The 18,439-nt window shown below is 61.3% G+C and carries 15 protein-coding genes; 7 read left to right on the top strand and 8 right to left on the bottom strand.

Annotated elements, in window-relative coordinates:
- The first annotated feature begins 25 nt into the window (after positions 1 to 25).
- On the top strand, positions 26 to 472 hold the full coding sequence (locus tag EHO01S_RS17285; RefSeq protein WP_369400379.1) for a YcgJ family protein: 447 nt from the start codon (positions 26 to 28) through the stop codon (positions 470 to 472).
- Positions 473 to 558: 86 nt separating this feature from the next.
- Here EHO01S_RS17285 and EHO01S_RS00325 read toward each other — a convergent pair whose 3' ends face one another.
- The 5 genes from EHO01S_RS00325 to EHO01S_RS00305 form a co-directional block, all read right to left on the bottom strand.
- Entirely contained in the window at positions 559 to 1,284 is a 726-nt protein-coding gene (locus tag EHO01S_RS00325; RefSeq protein WP_024522081.1) for a hypothetical protein, read from the bottom strand.
- Positions 1,285 to 1,465: 181 nt separating this feature from the next.
- Positions 1,466 to 1,930 (bottom strand): NifB/NifX family molybdenum-iron cluster-binding protein, encoded by a 465-nt coding sequence (locus EHO01S_RS00320; RefSeq protein WP_024522080.1) that lies wholly within the window; start codon positions 1,928 to 1,930, stop codon positions 1,466 to 1,468.
- A gap of 12 nt (positions 1,931 to 1,942) precedes the next feature.
- Positions 1,943 to 2,221 (bottom strand): DUF134 domain-containing protein, encoded by a 279-nt coding sequence (locus tag EHO01S_RS00315; protein WP_024522079.1) that lies wholly within the window; start codon positions 2,219 to 2,221, stop codon positions 1,943 to 1,945.
- Between the two features lie 68 nt (positions 2,222 to 2,289).
- Complete coding sequence (locus EHO01S_RS00310; protein ID WP_024522078.1) at positions 2,290 to 2,916, bottom strand: response regulator transcription factor; 627 nt, start codon at positions 2,914 to 2,916, stop codon at positions 2,290 to 2,292.
- A complete protein-coding gene (locus EHO01S_RS00305) occupies positions 2,913 to 4,679 on the bottom strand; it encodes a sensor histidine kinase (RefSeq protein ID WP_024522077.1) in 1,767 nt (588 codons plus the stop codon). Before EHO01S_RS00305 ends, EHO01S_RS00310 begins: the two co-directional genes overlap by 4 nt.
- A 191-nt stretch (positions 4,680 to 4,870) precedes the next feature.
- Here EHO01S_RS00305 and dsrO point away from each other — a divergent pair, with 191 nt between their 5' ends.
- From dsrO to EHO01S_RS00290, 3 genes are read left to right on the top strand one after another with little or no spacing between them, the layout of a single operon-like run.
- A complete protein-coding gene (gene dsrO, locus EHO01S_RS00300; protein ID WP_024522076.1) occupies positions 4,871 to 5,638 on the top strand; it encodes a sulfate reduction electron transfer complex DsrMKJOP subunit DsrO in 768 nt (255 codons plus the stop codon).
- A complete protein-coding gene (gene nrfD, locus EHO01S_RS00295) occupies positions 5,635 to 6,678 on the top strand; it encodes an NrfD/PsrC family molybdoenzyme membrane anchor subunit (RefSeq protein WP_024522075.1) in 1,044 nt (347 codons plus the stop codon). The genes dsrO and nrfD overlap by 4 nt, the downstream gene beginning before the upstream one ends.
- Position 6,679: 1 nt before the next feature.
- A complete protein-coding gene (locus EHO01S_RS00290; RefSeq protein ID WP_024522074.1) occupies positions 6,680 to 9,766 on the top strand; it encodes a tetrathionate reductase subunit A in 3,087 nt (1,028 codons plus the stop codon).
- Positions 9,767 to 9,798: 32 nt separating this feature from the next.
- Here the strand turns inward: EHO01S_RS00290 and EHO01S_RS00285 are convergent, their stop codons facing one another.
- Both EHO01S_RS00285 and yebS read right to left on the bottom strand, forming a co-directional pair.
- Positions 9,799 to 12,438, bottom strand: a complete 2,640-nt coding sequence (locus tag EHO01S_RS00285) for a PqiB family protein (RefSeq protein WP_024522073.1) — start codon at positions 12,436 to 12,438, stop codon at positions 9,799 to 9,801.
- Entirely contained in the window at positions 12,398 to 13,654 is a 1,257-nt protein-coding gene (yebS, locus tag EHO01S_RS00280) for a membrane integrity lipid transport subunit YebS (RefSeq protein ID WP_024522072.1), read from the bottom strand. The genes EHO01S_RS00285 and yebS overlap by 41 nt, the downstream gene beginning before the upstream one ends.
- A 237-nt stretch (positions 13,655 to 13,891) precedes the next feature.
- Here yebS and EHO01S_RS00275 point away from each other — a divergent pair, with 237 nt between their 5' ends.
- The 3 genes from EHO01S_RS00275 (at position 13,892) to prc (ending at position 17,251) form a co-directional block, all read left to right on the top strand.
- Positions 13,892 to 14,383 (top strand): free L-methionine (R)-S-oxide reductase MsrC, encoded by a 492-nt coding sequence (locus EHO01S_RS00275; protein WP_024522071.1) that lies wholly within the window; start codon positions 13,892 to 13,894, stop codon positions 14,381 to 14,383.
- A 101-nt stretch (positions 14,384 to 14,484) separates the two neighbouring features.
- Complete coding sequence (gene proQ / locus EHO01S_RS00270; protein ID WP_024522070.1) at positions 14,485 to 15,189, top strand: RNA chaperone ProQ; 705 nt, start codon at positions 14,485 to 14,487, stop codon at positions 15,187 to 15,189.
- A 19-nt stretch (positions 15,190 to 15,208) separates the two neighbouring features.
- Positions 15,209 to 17,251, top strand: a complete 2,043-nt coding sequence (gene prc / locus EHO01S_RS00265) for a carboxy terminal-processing peptidase (protein ID WP_024522069.1) — start codon at positions 15,209 to 15,211, stop codon at positions 17,249 to 17,251.
- Positions 17,252 to 17,469: 218 nt separating this feature from the next.
- On the opposite strand, the gene EHO01S_RS00255 is transcribed toward prc, so the two are convergent.
- Positions 17,470 to 18,312 (bottom strand): MurR/RpiR family transcriptional regulator, encoded by an 843-nt coding sequence (locus EHO01S_RS00255; protein ID WP_024522068.1) that lies wholly within the window; start codon positions 18,310 to 18,312, stop codon positions 17,470 to 17,472.
- Positions 18,313 to 18,439: the final 127 nt, after the last annotated feature.

Raw genomic sequence — 18,439 nt, 5'->3', positions numbered from 1 at the left:
TGTTACCCCTATAAGCGGAGTCATGATGATGAAGATTAAGGTGAATGATATTGCCTTTCCGCTGAGACGCATGTTATTGCTCGGCGTTAGCTGGAGCCTAGCGGCGCTGACGCAGGCCCAGGGGGACGCTAACGCGGCGTTACGCTCGCCGCAAGCGGGGGTCCTGTGCGATCGTTACTTCTGCGCCGATGCCAAGGGCGTTTCGCGCTCCTTGACGGTGCGTTATTTGGGGTTGCGTGCGGCACAGCGGGTATTCTCACCGGGGGCGTTCGATCATACGGCGTTCACCTTTGCGAACGGTATTTTTTGCGATACGCGCGCGCGTCTGTGCTGGGAGGATCGCTATTACGGCAGCGATGGCAAGCATAGCGCCGCGATATCGGCGCGCTATACGGCGCTGTTGTTCCCACCTACGCCGTCGCGGGCCAAGGTGGCCACGGGCGAAGTGAGTCCAGAGAAATCAGGCCACTGACGCCGAGATCGGTTTGCGTCCGGCATTACGAGGAAGCCGCCGCCGATGAGGCAGCGGCGGTAGGCGGCGGGCCGCCATGCACCCATTTAGTCGCCGGTGATGGCGGCGCTGGGGATCTCATAGCGCTCCTGACCGCAACGGATGAGTAACAGATCGTCTTGTTGCTGCCAGGTAAAGCGCATATCACCATCGGCCTGACTGAGGTCGGCGCTCAATGGCTTGCCGTGAGAGAAAAACAGCGTGCGCTGACGTTGATCCGGCAAGGTGAGGGTGAGGGTCGCATCACCGTTAGCCTGACGCATGACGCGAAACGGGCATTGTCCCATCGGTTGGCCGCTATGTTGGGCGCAGGGCAGGGTACCGCTGGCGCTGTGAGGCGGTGTGGCATCGCGGGCCGCGTCGCCCTTAATGCTGATCACCAAGGTGAAGGGATGGGCTGTGGTGGTGTCTTTAGCGGCCCCCATCTGATAGAGGCGCACCGTATATTGCCCCTTGGCCGGCAAGGCCCCTTGGAAGCGATCACCCGCGATAGCGCCATTAAACAAGGCCTCGGCGTGGCTACCTGGGGCTAACAGATTGAAATAGGTGGCGTTTCCCCCCTTGAGAGTGACATCCATCTGTTGTCCCTGCGCGGCGATCAAGGTGTAGTCGATGACCTCATTCCCCTTGATACTACCGTGAACGCTGGTCGCCGATTGTCCCTTGGCGAATTGCAGTGCGTGACGTGTGATGCTGTTGTCTGCCGTGGCATAGACGGGGCTAAGGGAGGCGCAGCTCAGGAGTGCCAGTGCGATAAATGAGTAGCGTTGCATAGTGAACCTCGGATGGCGAAAGAGCGGCGTCAGGCCGCACTGATTTAAGGATAGCGTATGGCCTTCGCCGCGTCGTTGCCTAGTAACGGAGAAGTAGTGTTACCAGGTGTGCATAAGGCGCCGAGGAATTGGCGGCACGTATCGGGCCGCCTGAGCGCGGGGCCCGCGCGTCAGGGGGAGCTTACCCTTGGCGACAGCGGATAATGTGCGGTACACCACCTTGACGCGGTGATAAGCGCGTCGCCGCCGTGGTGACTTGTGCGGTGCCACCACACCCACAGCTGTGCGCGGTGTGGTGCGGTTTGCGCGGTGGCCGCGCCTGGCTCGCGTCGCTGAGCCGGGCCAGATCGCATTCCTCCTGGCAATACGCCGCCTGCCATTCACCGCCGTGCGCCAGACGGATTTCTATCCCCAGCGCGAGCAGGCGTTGGGCCATGTGCTGGCCGACATTACGCACTACTAGGCGGCGGATTTGCCCTTGGCGCAGCAGCGCCAACAGCTGTTTCTTGCCTGAGCATTGTTCGCTGGCGGCGGGATTCGCGTAGCGAGCGACCTCCTCGCCATTGGTGTTGAAAAATGCCAATTGTGGCGCACGGGCCAGGTGACCGGCGATGCGCGCGCCGTGCATCGGTATTGCGGTTAACATGGTGAACCTTCCTTATGACTCATCAATCATCAGTGCCTTGCCATTGCTGAGGCAGTCCAACAATTTAAATCGTGCCCGTTTGAGAATGTTGGCCAGCGTCTGGCGCGACACGCCCATTTCGGCGGCGGCCTGCTGCTGTTGCAATCCCTCACGATCGACCAGGCGCAGGGCCTCAAATTCGTCGCGCGCCAGCAGTACCTGTTCGAGCTGCGGCAAGGGGATGCCGTTGGGCTTGAAGCAACGGTGTTGCGGATGACTACAGATGCGACGTGGGATCTTGGGTCTGGGCATGTGGGCTCCTAAATGGCATATGCAATATATACACCCTGTAAATGGCATATGCAACATTGATTGTCGATTTACTCTACGTGCGGTTCATCCTCGTCCCGCGCTGTCTGCGTCGCATCGCATTGACTGAGGAAGGCGAGCAGAGAGGCGCTTTCCAGCTTGCGGCTGATGTTGGCGCGGTGCACCTCCACCGTGCGCAGCGAAATATGTAGCCGTTCGGCGACGGCCTGATTCTTGAGTCCTTGGCAGAGCAGATCAAAGGTCTGCCGTTCGCGCGCTGTCAGTCGGGCTAAACGTTGACGATGGCGGCGCTCGCGTAGGCGTTGGCGCGACACCTGCCAGGCGGCTTCGATGGCGGCCAGTAAGCTGCCACTGTCTATCGGTTTCTCCAGGAAATGGCAGGCGCCACGCTGCAACGCTTCGACAGCCTGGGGAACATCGCCGTGTCCGCTAAGAAAGATGACGCCGAGCACACTCTCGCGGGCTAACAGGGCTTGCTGCACCTGCATCCCAGAGAGACCCGGCATACGCAGATCCAAAATGACGCAGCCGGGTTGGCTGGTATCCACTGCGGCCAGGAAGCGCTCGCCGTCGGCGAAGGCGTTGACCGCCATGCCATATCCTTCCAGGATAAAACCGAGCGAGTCGCGCACCGAGGCATCGTCATCGACGATATAGATCAGCGGTGGAATAGTCATGTCACCTCCTGATTGGGATAGGGTAGCGTCAGCGTCACCAGGCAACCGCCCTCGGGGCGGTTCGCGAGCGTCAAGGTGCCGGCGAGTGCCTCGGTGACCTGTTGGCAGATGGAGAGGCCAAGCCCGAGACCATCGGGTTTGGTGGTAAAGAAAGCCTGCTGCACGCTCTGGCCGTCTTGAGGCAGGCCGGGGCCATTGTCGGCGATGGTGACTTGGTAGGCCTGTGCCAGGTAGCGCTGAACCAGCGTGATATGGCGTGGTTCGGGTTGGCTCGCTACTGCCTCGATGGCATTTTTCAATAAGTTAAGCAGCAACTGTTGCAGACCGATGGCGTCGTAGCGGTCGCTGCGTGCGACGCCCTCTACGTGACAGGTTAAGACGATGGCGTGACGGCGTAACTCATGCGCCAGCAGCGTCAGCGTATCGTCCATCACGCTGTGCGGCGCCAGTACGACGTTAGGCTGCGGGGCGCGGCGGATCAGGCGGCGCAGGCGCTTGACGATGGCGTCGGCGCGGGTGACCTGCTGGCTGATTTGTCCCAGCGCAGGGATCAGCGTGCTGATCTCCGCTTGGCGATGGGCGCGATGCAGGCAGCCGTCGGCATAGTTTTTGATTGCCTCCAGCGGCTGGTTGAGCTCATGCGCCAGGCTGGTGCCCAGCTCACCGACAATGGCGACGCGCTGGGCATGCTCCAGCGCTAGGCGTTTGCGGTTCAGATCGGCTTCGGCATCGAGCAGGCGGCGCTGGGTTCGCTGAAAGCGCCACTCCAGCCACAGATGATACAGCGTCAACAGCAACAGCAGGCTTAAGGCCCCCCATAGCCAGGCTTGGTTCGCTTGCAGCCAGCGTAAGGCGTGTAGCGTGAGGCTGGCCGGGAGGGTCTCCTCCAACTGGCGGTAAAACTGCTCGATACTGTAGCTACTCTCCGGCGCACTCCAGCCCAGCGAGTTGGCGGCGCGCGCCGCCGGGTGATGCTCCGGCAGCGCCAGTAGGGCGGCGGCCACTTGCTTGGCCAGCGTCGCGCTGGCGCGCTCGGTGCGAGCGAAGGACCAGTTAGGGTAGAGCAGGGTCGTGCTCTGACACTGGAAATCGGCTGGGGCGATATTGTCGATCACCCGAAAGTCCTTGGCATCGATCAAGCCCTCGCTGGCCATGGTTTCCAACTGGCAGACCGGGACGATGATTGCATCGGTTTCTGCGTCGCGCAGACGGTAGATCAAGGCATCCAGCGGGAAGCCGGCAAAGCGGATCTGGCCAAAGAAGTGGCGGTAGTCGTAGCCGTCGCGCGCCAGACGATACAGTAGGGTCTGATACCCGCCAAAAGCCTGGGGGGAGACGGCGCTGATGCGCTTGCCGTGCAGATCAGCCAGGTGACGCAGGCGGCTATCACGCCGCACGATTAATGCGGAGCCGATGACGTTGTTGTTTCCGGCGCGCAGCGGGCTCCTGAGCGTCGCGAGCCAAGAGAGCGGCGCATGACGCCCCAGAGTAACCGCCTGACCGGGATTGGTGATGACGAAGTCGAGGCGTCGTTGGCGCACGGCGCTATCCAACGCGCTGATATCGTAGGGTTGAAGCTGGAAGTGATAGGCAGGCAAGCGCTGATTGAGCCAGGCGATTAGCGGTTGCCATTGGCTGTTGGCCATCTGGGTGCCACGCGTCGCCAGTACGCCGATCGTGACCGGTTGCGGCGATGTCGCCTGAGCGGGCGGCAGACAAACCAAGAACAATAATAGCCAGTAGAGGCGTAACAGCACAGTCATCGGAGGCCGGAGTCGTCTTTTTGCCAGAGGGTTAATTTTGATATAAGTCAGCAATCGCACGCTATTGTGGTTTTCCACAATAGGAAGGGCTTTTCTCTCCTGCACATAATAAATCACGCCAATCAATAAGCGAATCAAGAAAGGCGGATCTGTGAGGTTACAGACAACGTCATCGACGCGGGAGGAGAGTGATGTGTGAGCAGGATAACGAACAGCAGCAACGGCGCCGACTGTTGCTGGGGATCGGCAGCCTGACTGCCGGTCTAGCGCTATTGCCCTGGCAGGCGCAGAGTGCGACATCGAACCAGGAGAGCACGGCGCCGCACGGTACACGGGGTAAACGCTGGGCGATGCTGATCGACTTACGTAAGTGTGTCGGCTGCCAGGCCTGTACCGTGGCCTGTTGCATGGAGAATCTGCCGCCCATCGGCCAGTTTCGTACCACGGTCAAGCAGTATGAGGTGAGCGGCGTCGCCGCCCATGGGGTAAGCCAGATGTTTACCCTGCCGCGCCTGTGCAATCACTGCGAGGAGCCGCCTTGTGTGCCGGTCTGTCCGGTACAGGCCACCTATCAACGCGCAGACGGCATCGTGATGGTCGATAACACGCGTTGTGTCGGTTGCGCCTATTGCGTGCAAGCGTGTCCCTACGATGCCCGATTTATCAATCAGGAAACCTTAACTGCGGATAAGTGCACCTTCTGTGCCCATCGTCTGGAGGCCGGGTTGCTGCCAGCCTGCGTCGACTCTTGCGTCGGTGGGGCGCGTATTATCGGCGATCTGCACGATCCGCAGAGTACCCTCAGCCGTCTGCTGGCCGCGCATGCGGGAGAGATTTACCAATTGAAGCCGGAGCAACACACCGAACCGCGCGTGTTCTATCTGGGACTGGATCAGGCGTTCGTCAGCCAGGTCAGCGGCCAGCCTGCGCTGTATGGCGATGAGGAGATACACCCATGATTAACGAGATCTTGGTTGCGCCCCAGGCGGTTGCCTGGTTGCCCTGGGCCGTGCAGTACTTCTTCTACATCGGCAGCGCCTATGGCGCGGCGTTGTTGCTCTGGCTCGCCCTGCGCGCTGGCGATCGTTACAGTGTCACGCTTGTGCGCGCTTTGGCGCTGGTTCTGTTGATCTCGGCCATCGTCGGGCCGCTGGCGCTCACCGCCGACCTACATCAACCGGGGCGTGCCTGGCACTTCTTCGCTCACCTGACTCCCGGCTCTTGGATGTCGCGCGGGGCGTTGCTGCTGCCGCTCTTTTCAGTATTGGCAGTGCTGACCGCCTGGCTCTGCCTGCGTCCGGCGTTGTTGACCACCTCGGCGCGCGGCGCGGCCTTCTGGCGGCGCTTGGCCTTGGGGAGTTGGCAGAGTTCAGCGGCCCAATTGCGCTTCTGCACTCTGCTGACGCTGCTCTCGGGTGCCAGCATCGCCCTGTATACCGGCAGCGAGGTATGGGTCGTGAGTGCGCGTCCCCTGTGGCATCAGTGGATGCTGCCATGGCTGTGGGTGGCGAGCGCCCCGTTGGCTAGCGTAGGGCTCGGCCTGCTGATCGTCGGGTTGCTGGGGCAACGCTTAGCGGCGGAGGATGGACGGTTGCTGCGTCTGACGCTGTGGCTAAGCGCCGCAAGCAGTCTGCTGCTGTTAGTTCTTTGGCTGTACTGGCCGCAGGGGCCGTTGCCTCAGGTCGGTCTTCACTTCATGCGCCTACAGGCCTGGCCCGCCTTAGCCTTGTTGCTCCTGACCTTGCTGACCGCGATCTGGCTGTTACGTTGGCGTTGGTTGCTGGTCATCTTGTCTTTGGCCGCGGCCGCCGCCGTGCGTTGGTTGACGCTGATCGATGTGCAGCGAGTAGCGCGTTATGACGCCGGCATTTACCCCTACACCTTAGTGGCGGGCAGTGAAGGCTGGCTCGGCATTGCGGCGATGGCGGGACTGTGGATCTGCTTGGCAGCGATATTGACTGAATTGATAGAGACGCGCGACGACGCGGCGGAGCGATAACATGGACAAACGTAGACGACAGCTATTGAAACTCGGCTTGGCCGCTGGTGGCGGCGCGGTATTCGCGGCGGGCTACGCCCCGACGGTGCGCCATATGGTACGTGGGATCAGTCAGGGGACGGCGGGTGAAGCGACCCGGAGCGCCCAGTTTGGCAATGCCTTGCAGCCGGAGATGCGTATCGATGCCGATGGGCGCTTGCAGGTCAATCCTCGACAGCGTCTTGCCAACGGGATGTGTTTCGGCTGCTGGACCCTGTGCGGCATACGCATGCGTATCGATAATCACAGTGAACGGATCTTGCGTATCGCCGGTAATCCGTATCATCCGTTGTCTCAACAGCAACAATTGCCCTATGCGACGCCCTTGGCGGAGGCCTGGCGTTCGTTGGCTGGCGAGGCGGGGCTGGCCGGACGCTCAACCGCCTGCGCGCGCGGCAACGCCCTGCTGGAGATCCGAGAAAGTCCCTATCGCATCACACAACCGATGAAGCGGGTCGGCAAGCGGGGTGAGGGGCGGTGGCAGACCATTAGCTATGAACAATTGCTGCACGAGATCTGTGAGGGTGGCGATCTGTTCGGCGAAGGGCCGGTCGAGGGGCTGCGTGCGCTGCGCGATCTGCAAACGCCGCTGGATCCGGCGCATCCAGAGTTTGGCCCGCGCGCCAATCAACTGTTGGTGACCAATGCCGGCGACGAGGGGCGCGATCACATCACCAAGCGTTTCGCGCTGAACAGCTTCGGTTCGCGCAACTTCGGTCACCATGGTTCGTATTGCGGCTACGCGTTCCGTGCCGGTTCCGGTGCGTTGATGCAGGATCTGGACAAAAACGCCCACATGAAACCGGATCTGGAGGCGGTCGAGTTCGTGCTGTATATCGGTACCTCGCCGGCGCAATCCGGTAATCCGTTCAAACGTCAGGCGCGCCAGCTCGCGGCGGCCCGCAGCCAACCCGGCTTCAGTTATGTGGTGGTCGCTCCGTCGCAGCCATTGAGCACCAGCCTGGCGGCGGGGGCCAACAACCGCTGGATACCTATCCGTCCGGGCACCGATGCGGCGCTGGCACTGGCGATGATCCGCTGGATCATCGAACATCAACGTTACAACGCCGATTATCTCAGCCAACCGAGCGAGGCGGCGATGCAGCAGGCCGGCCAGGCACACTGGTGCAACGCCACGCATCTGGTGATCTGTCAGCCGGATCATCCGCGTGTCGGGCAGTTTCTCACGCGGGCGGATCTGGCCGGCGCGTCGCCCGATGCGTTAGCCACTGGGGCGTTGGTGTTGGCTGCCGCCGATGGGGCGTTGGCCGATGCCGACACCGCCGCCCCAGCGCGTCTGTGGGTCGACTGCGAGCTGGCGGGGGCGCAAGGGCCGCTGCGGGTCAAGAGTGCCTTGACCTGCCTGCGCGATGAGGCGCAGAAACTGACGCTGGCGCAATACAGCGCGATTTGTGGTATCCCCGAGGCGGAGATCGTCGCGTTGGCACGACAACTGACCTCCCACGGCACCCGGGCGGCAGTCGACACGCATGGCGGCACCATGCATGCCAACGGTTTCTACACCGCTTACGCCATCTTGATGTTGAATGTGATGATCGGGAATATCAACCTGAAAGGCGGGATGATGGCGAAACCGCCCGCCTATCCCGCCTTCGGCAAGGGGCCATGCTATAACTTCGATGCCTTCCCCGGTAAGGTCAAACCGCGTGGCCTGATGTTATCGCGCAGCAAGGCGCATTATGAACAAAGCAGCGAGTACCGAGAGAAGAAAGCGGCGGGGCAGTCGCCCTATCCGGCGCGTGCACCTTGGTATCCGCTCTCCTCGCCGTTGTTGACCGAGCAGTTGAGTGCGGCGCTGGATGGCTATCCCTACCGTCTGAAGGCGTGGATCAATCATCTGGCGAACCCGCTGTATGGGGTACCAGGATTGCGCGCCCTGCTAGAGCCGCGGTTGCGTGATCCGGCGCAGTTGCCGCTGATCGTGGCGGTGGATGCCTTCCTTAACGAGACGACCGCCTTGGCCGACTACCTGGTGCCGGATACGGTGACCTATGAGAGCTGGGGGATCGCCGGGATCTGGCATGGGGTGCCGACGCGCGCCGCCACGGCGCGCTGGCCGGCGGTGACGCCGCTGACCGCCAAGACGGCGGATGGCCGCCCGCTGTGTCTGGAGAATTTCCTGATCGATCTGGCTAAGCGGTTATCGTTGCCGGGTTTCGGGCCGCGCGCGCAACAGAATGCTCAAGGCGAGTGGCTGGCGATCGACAGCGGTGAGCAGTATTACCTGCGCGCTGTCGCCAACCTGGCCTTTGTGGACACCCCCGTGGCACCGGCGACGGCGCAGGACATGGCGCTGAGTGGCGTCGATCGTCTCTTACCGACGTTGCAGGCGACGCTGCCGGCGCAGGAGATCGGGCCGGTCGCCAGCGTCCTGGCGCGCGGAGGCCGCTTTGAAGACGCCGATCGCCGCTATCAGGGCGCGTGGATGGCCCATCGCTATCGTCGGCCATTCGCAGTGTGGAATGCGCAGTTGGCGGCGGCACGGAACAGCATGACGGGTGAGCGCTATTGCGGTTGCCCGACCTGGATGGCTCCGCGCCTGGCCGACGGTACGCCGCTGCGCGAGCGGTGGCCGCAGGATCAGTGGCCGTTTGAGCTGACCAGCTATAAGTCCAACATTCACAGCGCACTATCAGCGTTGTCGCCGCGTCTGTGTAGCGTGAAACGCGATAACCCGCTTTACTTGCATCCGCAGGATGGCGCGCGCTGGGGGATCGCTAACGGCGATTGGGTCGAGGTGACCACGCCTGGCGGTCAGTTGCGCGCGCGTGCCATGCTGTTGGAGAGCGCGATGCCGGGCGTGATCGCCATCGAACATGGCTATGGCCATTGGGAGTTGGGCGCCCGGGCGCACATTATCGACGGGGTATCGCAGCCGGAGCCAGCCATCTCGCTGGCTGGGGTTAGCCTGAACCAGCTGGGCTTAGTCGATCCGACGCGCCAGAGTCCGGGGGTGTTACTCGACTGGGTGGTCGGTGCTGCCGCGCGCCAGGGATTACCCGCCCGTATTCGCCGGTTACCGGCCTAAGCGCGCCCCGCCGATTCGGCGGGGCGACGCCATCAGCGGAGCGGGATGGCGGTTCCCCAATTTTGCCACCCGCTCGGTGGGGTATCGTGGAGCAAGAAGTGCGTTCCCGCCGCCGCCGAGGGCGCCAACGGCGTGCTCGGCGGGGTGGCGAAGGCGATGCCGCCGCGGATAAATTGCTGGAAGGTGCCGCTTTTCACCACGCCGCCCGTCAGGCCAAAGGCCAGGCTGTAGCCGGACGCTTGCCAGAAGACGCTATTGCTGCGCACTAGGCGTTGGTATTCACGCCCGATGCGCAGCGCCACCTGTACCCGATCCCCCAGATTGCCGAGTGTTAGTGCGGTGACGGTGCCCACCTCGATTCCGCGGTACAAGACCGGTGTGCCGATCTGCAACGTGCCGGCATCCGGTGTATCCACCACCATGTTGATCCCGTCGAGATAGCGTGCGTCGCTCAGGGTGGCGTCTTGCAGCGCGAAGTGACGCGACGCCTTGCCGCCGCCCGGCTCTAGGTTGATATAGGGTTGGAGCAGCGCTTCCAGATTATTGACCCCAGCCGCCGAGATGCGGGGGGTGACCAACGAGAAGCGGGTGCCGCTGCGAGCGAAGGCGTCGACATATTCGGGGTAGAGTACCGCCTGCGCCAAGACCTGACGCCGATCGCGGCTCAAGCCGAGGGAGGCCAGTTGGCCGATGTCGAGGCCGAGGTAGCGGATCGGCATGCCGGGTGCCAGACGGGCGCCGTCGTAAGTGGAGAGGGTGATGTGTCCGCCAACGGCGCGGGCGGCGCTTTCGTTCGGGTAGAGCGGCCGCGGTGCCCCGCGCGGCACCTGTACGCCGCTAAGGTTATCGAGACTGACGGCGCCCTTGAGGGCGCGAGCCAAGGGCGCAGCTTGAACTGTCAGCCCCGCGCCGTTGAGCTGTACCTTGGCCCCGCCCTCGGCCCAGAAGACGCTCTCGGCTCCCAGCAGATGGCGATAGGCGGGCTGGATATACAGAGCCACATCAAAACCGTCGCGCCGTGGTTCGATCGCGCTGATCTCGCCGATGCGGAACTTGCGGTATAGCAACGGCGAACCGGGCTGAATGTCGGGCAGGGTGGCGGCGCGCAGGGTGAGGGTGGTCGGCGGCTTCTCGCCGAGGATACCGTCTTCGGCCGCCTCGGCGTCGCGGTACAGCGGGTAGTGGCTACGCGCGTCACCTTGACGGCCGGGCAATAGGGTCACTCCCCCGTCCAGCCATTCTTGGGGCGCGGCGCCTGTCAGGGCGACCCCATCGAGACCGACGCGCACGGCGAGACGGCTGTTGACCACGAAGCGGCTATCGCCGTGGATGGTGTGACGGTAGGGCGCGGCGATGATCGCCGTGAAGCGTACGCCGTCGCCGTGCAATTCGCGTGCGCTGATCTGACCGATGCGGATACCTTTCAGGCGCACCGGTTGGCCGACGTCGATGCCATAGCTTTGCTCGGCGTCGAGGGTCAGGTGCAGGGCTCCCGCCTCCTGACTCAAAGCCTGAGCGGCGGGCAACACACGGAAGTCGCGGCGTGCGGCTCCCGCGCCCGGGTGCAGTTCCAGTACACTGCCGCTCACCAATTGGCTCAGATTGAGCTGGCTGAGGTTGAGACGTGTCGCGCTGAGGCTGATGCGACTCTGCTCGCGTAGCAGATCGACGATGCTGGGATCGACGGCCAGCGTCCCGTCCACCTGGCCATCCGCCGTCAGGTTGAGCGCCGTAAGTAGCCCGACCTGGATCCCCTGGTAGAGCAATGGTGTGCGATTGGCTTGCAGGCCGTCGCCGCTCGGCAACGTCAGGTGAACCGTGACGCCGCGCTGGCTACTGGCAAGATCGGGATAAAGGGTAAAACGGCTGCCGGCACGCGCCGTGGGCGTCTGGGGGGGCGAGTCGAAGGCGATGGCGCCGTTGACCAGGGCCGTTAGCCCATCGACCTGGAGCGAAATACCCGACAGGCTGACATCGCCGCGGATACCGGAGACATTCCAGAAGCGACTGTTCTCCTTAACCAGAGCGGCGAAGCGCGGTTCAATAAGCACATCGAGGCGTACTCCCTGTTGCGTCTCGGCGATGGCATAGTTGTAAACCCGGCCCACCGGGATCTTGCGGTAATAGAGCGGAGAACCGATGCTCAGGGAGCCGAGATCCGCGGCGTACAGTTGCAGTAACAATTCGTCGCCGTTCGGTCGTAGCGTCGGGGGCTCCGTCAAGGCGGTGAAGCGTGTCTGCGGCGGCCCCTCACCCGGCAGCATGGCGATGTAGTTGCCGCCGACTAATGCATCCAGCCCGGAGGTGCCAGCTAGCGAGAGCTGCGGGGTGACCAGCCAGAACTGGCTGCCCTGGCGTAGGGTCTGTCGCATGCTACGCTGGATGTTGAGTGTGACCTCGATGTGGCGTAGATCGGGGGTCACGGCGACGTTGCTTACCGTACCGATCTCGACACCTTGCAAGCGCACCGGTGTGCGTCCGGCGACCAAACCGGGCGCGGAATGGAAGCGGACAACCACCGTCTCGCCGCGCGTTTGGAGGGCGTGATAGCCCATCCAGCCGGCGATCAGCAGCGCGACAAAAGGCAGCAGCCAGAAAGGCGAGAGGCGGCGCTTATGGCGGATCAGGGCATTATTCTGCGTATTCGCGCGCGTTGGCGTCGTTGGTTGCATAGGTGTCCCATATTAGTCGACTGTCCAGCCACTCCACGGCCAGAATGGTGAGCAAGACCGCGGCGCCAAAGTAGAGCGCCGCCGGTCCCATGGTAAACGAGAGTAGCTGATCGCGATCGATCAGCGACATCATCAGCGCGATGACAAACAGATCCAGCATCGACCAGCGGCCGATCCAGGTGACCAGCCGCAGTAGGCGCATGCGAACCACCAGGTTGTGAACCTGACGAAACTGAATCCCTAATAATAGGAATAGCAATACCGCCACCTTGACCAAGGGAACGACGATGCTGGCGATAAACACGATGGCGGCGATCGGCAGGTTACCGCCCTGGGCCAGGCTGGCGATGCCGGAGAGGATGGTGTCCTCGATGCGTGTGCCATTGACGTAGAGGATAGAGATCGGCAACAGGTTGGCGGGCAGTAGCATCACCATGGCGGCCAGCAGAGCGGCCCAACTTTTTTGCAGGCTATGGGGCTGGCGCGCGTGCAGCGGGTGGCGGCAACGCTGGCAACGGCCTTGGGCATCTGGCGGTGCGCTGTGCAGGCAGATCTCGCACAGTTGTAGGGCCTCATCGGGCGCGTGGCTGAGCGGTTGGGGGTAACAGCGTCGCCACAGTTGCTCCATGTTGAGGTGGATCAGCATCAGTAACAGCAGCAAAGTGGCGGCGATGTAGGCCAGTAGTGCCGGGCCGGCGTCGATAGTGGCGTATTCGCGTACTTTAATGCAGGCGACGGCCAGCCCCACCAGATAGATGTCCAGCATGATCCACGCGCGCACCCGGCTGAGCATGCGCAGTAGGGGGCGCAGGTTGCAGCGCCAGCGCTGGCCGAGGTACAGAGCCAGCACTGTCACGGGGAGCAGCAGCGGGGTGACGACGACGCACCAGGCCACCATGGCGGCCGTCAACCAATCGCCCTGGCGGACCATCTGCACGATGCCTTGCCATAGGCTAGTCGAGATACTGACACCGAACAGGCGGATCTGTAGCAGCGGTTCGAACAGCGCTAAAGGCAGTAAGAGCAACAGGGTGAGTGCCAGGACGCTGAGGCGGATCAATGACCAGTCCCGCCCCTCATACAGTCGCGCTTGACAGCGTGGGCAGTAAGCCGTCTGGTCGGCGGCGATGGGCGGCAGATGGCACAACGCATCGCATTGCGGGCAGCGTAGCCGCCGCGGCGTCGCCGGAGCGGGGCGTGGCTTGAGGGCACTCATTGCCCGGATACCGACGCGAGATGGAGGTGGCGGAGAAACGAGCTGCGCATCTATCGTCCCTTGGTTGACTGCGAAGCGGGTATATAACGGTGACGCGAACCGTGAATCAATATACATTGTGTTACCGCTTAACACGAAGCCATTCGGCTTTTCACTTGTGTGTTGTCGCATTTAATGCTTACTTTATGCAAGGTTCGCTGCGTCATTTAATCATCCCCCGTTGTGATAGAGAGGATCATGAGTAAACACACGTTTTATGCCGAGCTGACCCGCGATCTCAGCGCGCTGTGCAGCGGCGAATTTAATACTATCGCGACCTTGGCCAATGTCAGTGCATTGTTGTTCGAGCGTCTGCCGGCGGTGAATTGGGCCGGTTTCTATTTTGTGGATGGAAACACCTTGGTATTGGGGCCGTTTCAAGGCAAGCTGGCCTGTGTCCGCATCCCTCTCGGGCGTGGAGTCTGTGGCAGCGCCTGTGCCAGCGGTCAAGTGCTGCGCGTCGATGATGTGCATGCTTTCGACGGGCATATCGCCTGCGACGCGGCGAGCAACGCGGAGATCGTGTTGCCGTTAGTGGTCGCGGGGCGCACGATTGGGGTGCTCGATCTCGACAGTACACAGTTTGCGCGTTTCGATGACGAGGATGAAATGGGACTGAAAGCCGTGGTGGCGGCGCTCTGCCAGCACTTGGCGCATTGCGACTGGGCAAAATTTGTGACTTTTGCGTAAGGTTGTAGTGCGGATGGCATGGCATTTGGCGGTAGCCTCATTATAATGACGCCTGTTCATGCCATCGCTGGTTGGCAAACCCGTTGTAATCAGGAAATTTCATGGAAAATCAACCAAAGTTGAACAGTAGTAAAGAAGTCATCGCCTTTTTGGCTCAACGTTTCCCTCAGTGCTTTAGTGCCGAGGGTGAAGCCCGCCCGCTGAAGATCGGCATCTTTCAGGATCTGGTCGCGCGTATGCAGGGGGAAGAAAACGGCCTGAGCAAGACTCAGCTACGTTCAGCACTCCGTCTTTACACATCCAGCTGGCGCTATCTGCACGGGGTAAAACTGGGTGCAGAGCGTGTCGATCTGGATGGCAACGCCTGTGGCGTGCTGGACGAACAGCATGTCGAACATGCGCGTCAGCAACTGGAAGAAGCGAAAGCGCGCGTCCAGGCGCAGCGTGAAGCGCGTAAGCGCGAGGCCGCTGAGCAGGGCGAAAAGCGCGAAGCGCGTCGTCCCCGTCCGGCCGGTAAGAAGCCAGCCGCGCGTCGCGATGCCGAGCAGGGCAACAACACGCCGCGTAAGCCGCGTAACGCCAAGAGTGCGCAAGAGCGCAAGCCGCGCGTGGCGCATGAGGCCGTGGAACAGCGTGCCACGCCCGTGACCTCGCTGGAGCAGCTGCATCTGGGGCAAACCGTGAAGGTAAGCGCTGGGAAAAATGCCATGGAGGCATCCGTACTCGAAATCACCAAAGACGGTGTCCGCGTCCAGCTGTCCAACGGTCTGGCAATGATTGTACGCACAGAACACTTGCAGTTCTGATACGGAGGCCAACCCTGGCATGAACAATTTTTTCCGGGTATCGGCAATTGCACTAACCCTGGTTGCGGGTACCGTTTTTGCAGCGGACGAGGCGGTCAACGACGCCGTCCAGCTGCCTCAGTTGCATCAAGAGCCTCAGCATGCAACGGTCAGCGAGCGGGTTACCGCTCGCTTTACTCGCTCTCATTACCGCCAGTTTGATCTCAACGCAGACTTCTCGAAGAAGATCTTTAATCGCTACCTCAACATGTTGGATTACAATCACAACGTGTTTTTAGCCTCGGATATCGCACGTTTTCGCGATGAGGAAGGCAAGCTGGGCGATCAACTGCGCAGCGGTCAACTGGATACGGCCTATGCCTTGTTTAACTTGTCGCAGCAGCGTCGCTTGGAGCGTTATGAATACGCTCTGAGTCTGTTGAAGAAGCCGATGAGTTTCGACGGTAACGACACCATCGATATCGATCGCAGTAAGGCCCCCTGGCCGACCAGTGTGGCCGAGCTGGATAAGCTCTGGTACGCCAAGGTGAAGTATGATGCGCTAAACCTGAAATTGGCGGGGAAAGATTGGCCGGAGATCCAAAAGATCCTGACCAAACGCTACCAATTCGCCATCAAGCGCCTGACGCAGAGCAACAGCGAAGATGTCTTCCAGCTGTTTATGAATGCCTTCGCTCGCGAGATCGATCCGCACACCAGCTATCTGTCGCCGCGCAATACCGAACAGTTCAACACCGACATGAGTCTGTCGCTGGAGGGTATCGGCGCGGTATTGCAGCAGACGGAAGACGACTATACCCAGATTAACTCCATGGTCGCCGGTGGGCCGGCGGCCAAGAGTAAGATCTTGAAGGTCGGCGATCGCATCGTGGCGGTCGGTCAACCCGGTAAACCGCTGGTCGACGTGATCGGCTGGCGTCTGGATGATGTGGTCGCCCTGATCAAAGGGCCGAAGGGCAGTAAGGTTCGTCTGGAGATCCTGCCGGCCGGTAAAGGTACCAAGACGCGCATCGTCACCCTGACGCGCGAGCGTATCCGCCTGGAAGATCGCGCGGTGAAGATGAGTGTGAAGACGGTCGACGGCCATAAGATCGGCGTGTTGGATATTCCCGGTTTCTACGTCGGTCTGACGGACGACGTGAAGGTACAGTTGCAGAAACTGGAGAAACAGCATGTTAGCGCCATCGTCATCGATCTGCGGGGTAACGGCGGTGGGGCGCTGACCGAGGCAGTCTCGCTCTCCGGGCTATTCATTCCGAGCGGGCCGGTGGTGCAAGTGCGCGATAACATCGGCAAGGTACGTGAAGATGCCGACAACGACGGGGTAGTGTATTACAAGGGACCGCTGGTGGTATTGGTTGACCGTTTCAGTGCTTCCGCCTCGGAGATCTTCGCCGCCGCGATGCAGGATTACGATCGCGCCTTGATCGTCGGCGAACCGACCTTCGGTAAGGGGACGGTGCAGCAGTATCGCTCGCTGAACCGCATCTACGATCAGATGCTGCGTCCAGAGTGGCCGGATCTGGGCTCGGTGCAGTACACCATCCAGAAATTCTACCGTATCAACGGCGGCAGCACCCAGCGTAAGGGGGTCACCCCGGATATAGTGATGCCGACTGGCGTCGACCCGGCGGATACTGGCGAGAGCTTCGAAGACAACGCCCTGCCGTGGGATAGCATTCGCGCGGCCGAGTATACCAAGGCTGGGGATGTGCAGCGTTTCGATCCGCAACTGTTGGTGTCGCACGATGCACGTATCGCCAAGGATCCCGAGTTCCAGTATATCGCGCAGGATATCGCGCACTACAAGGCACTGAAGGCACGGCGCAACATTGTCTCTCTCAACTACGCGCAGCGTGAGAAGGAGAACAAAGAAGACGATGCCATCCGCCTCCAGCGCATCAACGCGCGCCTGAAGTTGGCGGGTAAGAAGCCGATCAGTTCGCTGGATGATATTCCGAAGGATTATCAGGAGCCGGATCCTTACCTGAATGAGACGGTGAAAATCGCCGAAGACTTGGCCCAGTTGGAGCAGCAGCACGCGAAACCGGCCCAGAATTAAGCGACGGTATCAGTGACTACATAGAGCGCGGCATGAGCCGCGCTTTTTTGTTGCTTTCTTGCGCGTGATGCGCGCCTTGAGCGGCGTCAGCGTTGATCAAGGCACCCGCCGCCGCGCCTCCCTTACCCATTACCGCCCCGGCCGATAGCTTGGCGTGCGGCCAAGCGGAGCCGGAATGCCTGCCGCAAGCCTGGTGTGCAGTACAACGTCAGGCTACCTCATGGCGCTGAGGGGATTGAGTTACCCAACTGGTACGCCAGCGCCACCACCAGCGACTGCACCAGGCACAACGTGGCGGACTGGGAGCGAAACGCATCCACTTGTGCCTCTTTCACCACAAAGCAGAGATCGCTAAAGGTGGCGAGCGGGCTAACCTGGCTGTCCGTAATGACGATCTGCCGTGCGCCGACGTTCGCGGCGGTTTCGCTGATCAGCACGGTTTCCTCCGCGTAGGGGGAGAAGCTGATGGATACCACGATATCGCGCGTGCCGATGCGGTTTATCTGCTCGCATAGCATCCCACCCATGCCGTCAAGGAGAAGCGGGCGGCAGTCGAGATGGCTCAATGCGTAGGTTAGATAGGCGGCTACACTAAATGAACGACGCAACCCGGCGATGTAAATGGTGTCGGCCTCCGCCAACAGTTCTACCGCGCGTTGCAGCTTCTCCGGCTCGGCGCGGGCGGCTAATTGCTGTAGCGCTTGCGCATTGGAGCGGGCGAATTCTTGCAGGATATCCAGCGGGGTTTCCGGTATGGTTTGGCCTTCCATTTCGCGGAACATGCGTGCACGCTCGCTGTAGCTGGCGGTTTCCTCCATCAGGTTCATACGAAACAGCTGTTTCATTTCGTTAAAACCAGTGAAATCAAAGGCATTAGCAAAGCGGATCAGCGTTGATGGTGGCACCCCGGCGCGTTCAGCGATCACGGCCACCGTATCGAAGGCCACGCTGTTGGTATTATCCAGCACGTAGCGGGATACCTGTTGCAACCTTTTGCTTAGGCTATCGTAGCGGCTACGGATTTGTTGCTGTAACTCATTCAGGCTGGATGCTGTCGTCATAGTCCCCCCATAACATAGTTCTCTGATTCTAAACGCTACACCGCCTTTTTAAAACCTCGCTCATTCCGTACGCCTCAAAATGAAAGCGCGACTTCATACGTGATTCCGCGGCACTCGCGGCACTCGC

Source organism: Edwardsiella hoshinae NBRC 105699 = ATCC 33379 (genome assembly GCF_000474215.1).
Classification (GTDB): Bacteria; Pseudomonadota; Gammaproteobacteria; order Enterobacterales; family Enterobacteriaceae; genus Edwardsiella; species Edwardsiella hoshinae.
The sequence above is the reverse complement of the archived record's forward strand: the minus strand, read 5'-3'. Positions and strand labels throughout refer to the sequence as shown.

What these genes read in the sequence shown, in the direction of transcription:
- EHO01S_RS17285 (WP_369400379.1), top strand. Translation starts at nt 26, where the DNA reads ATGATGAAGATTAAGGTGAATGATATTGCCTTTCCGCTGAGACGCATG.
- EHO01S_RS00325 (WP_024522081.1), bottom strand. Translation starts at nt 1,284, where the DNA reads ATGCAACGCTACTCATTTATCGCACTGGCACTCCTGAGCTGCGCCTCC.
- EHO01S_RS00320 (WP_024522080.1), bottom strand. Translation starts at nt 1,930, where the DNA reads ATGTTAACCGCAATACCGATGCACGGCGCGCGCATCGCCGGTCACCTG.
- EHO01S_RS00315 (WP_024522079.1), bottom strand. Translation starts at nt 2,221, where the DNA reads ATGCCCAGACCCAAGATCCCACGTCGCATCTGTAGTCATCCGCAACAC.
- EHO01S_RS00310 (WP_024522078.1), bottom strand. Translation starts at nt 2,916, where the DNA reads ATGACTATTCCACCGCTGATCTATATCGTCGATGACGATGCCTCGGTG.
- EHO01S_RS00305 (WP_024522077.1), bottom strand. Translation starts at nt 4,679, where the DNA reads ATGACTGTGCTGTTACGCCTCTACTGGCTATTATTGTTCTTGGTTTGT.
- dsrO (WP_024522076.1), top strand. Translation starts at nt 4,871, where the DNA reads ATGTGTGAGCAGGATAACGAACAGCAGCAACGGCGCCGACTGTTGCTG.
- nrfD (WP_024522075.1), top strand. Translation starts at nt 5,635, where the DNA reads ATGATTAACGAGATCTTGGTTGCGCCCCAGGCGGTTGCCTGGTTGCCC.
- EHO01S_RS00290 (WP_024522074.1), top strand. Translation starts at nt 6,680, where the DNA reads ATGGACAAACGTAGACGACAGCTATTGAAACTCGGCTTGGCCGCTGGT.
- EHO01S_RS00285 (WP_024522073.1), bottom strand. Translation starts at nt 12,438, where the DNA reads ATGCAACCAACGACGCCAACGCGCGCGAATACGCAGAATAATGCCCTG.
- yebS (WP_024522072.1), bottom strand. Translation starts at nt 13,654, where the DNA reads ATGAGTGCCCTCAAGCCACGCCCCGCTCCGGCGACGCCGCGGCGGCTA.
- EHO01S_RS00275 (WP_024522071.1), top strand. Translation starts at nt 13,892, where the DNA reads ATGAGTAAACACACGTTTTATGCCGAGCTGACCCGCGATCTCAGCGCG.
- proQ (WP_024522070.1), top strand. Translation starts at nt 14,485, where the DNA reads ATGGAAAATCAACCAAAGTTGAACAGTAGTAAAGAAGTCATCGCCTTT.
- prc (WP_024522069.1), top strand. Translation starts at nt 15,209, where the DNA reads ATGAACAATTTTTTCCGGGTATCGGCAATTGCACTAACCCTGGTTGCG.
- EHO01S_RS00255 (WP_024522068.1), bottom strand. Translation starts at nt 18,312, where the DNA reads ATGACGACAGCATCCAGCCTGAATGAGTTACAGCAACAAATCCGTAGC.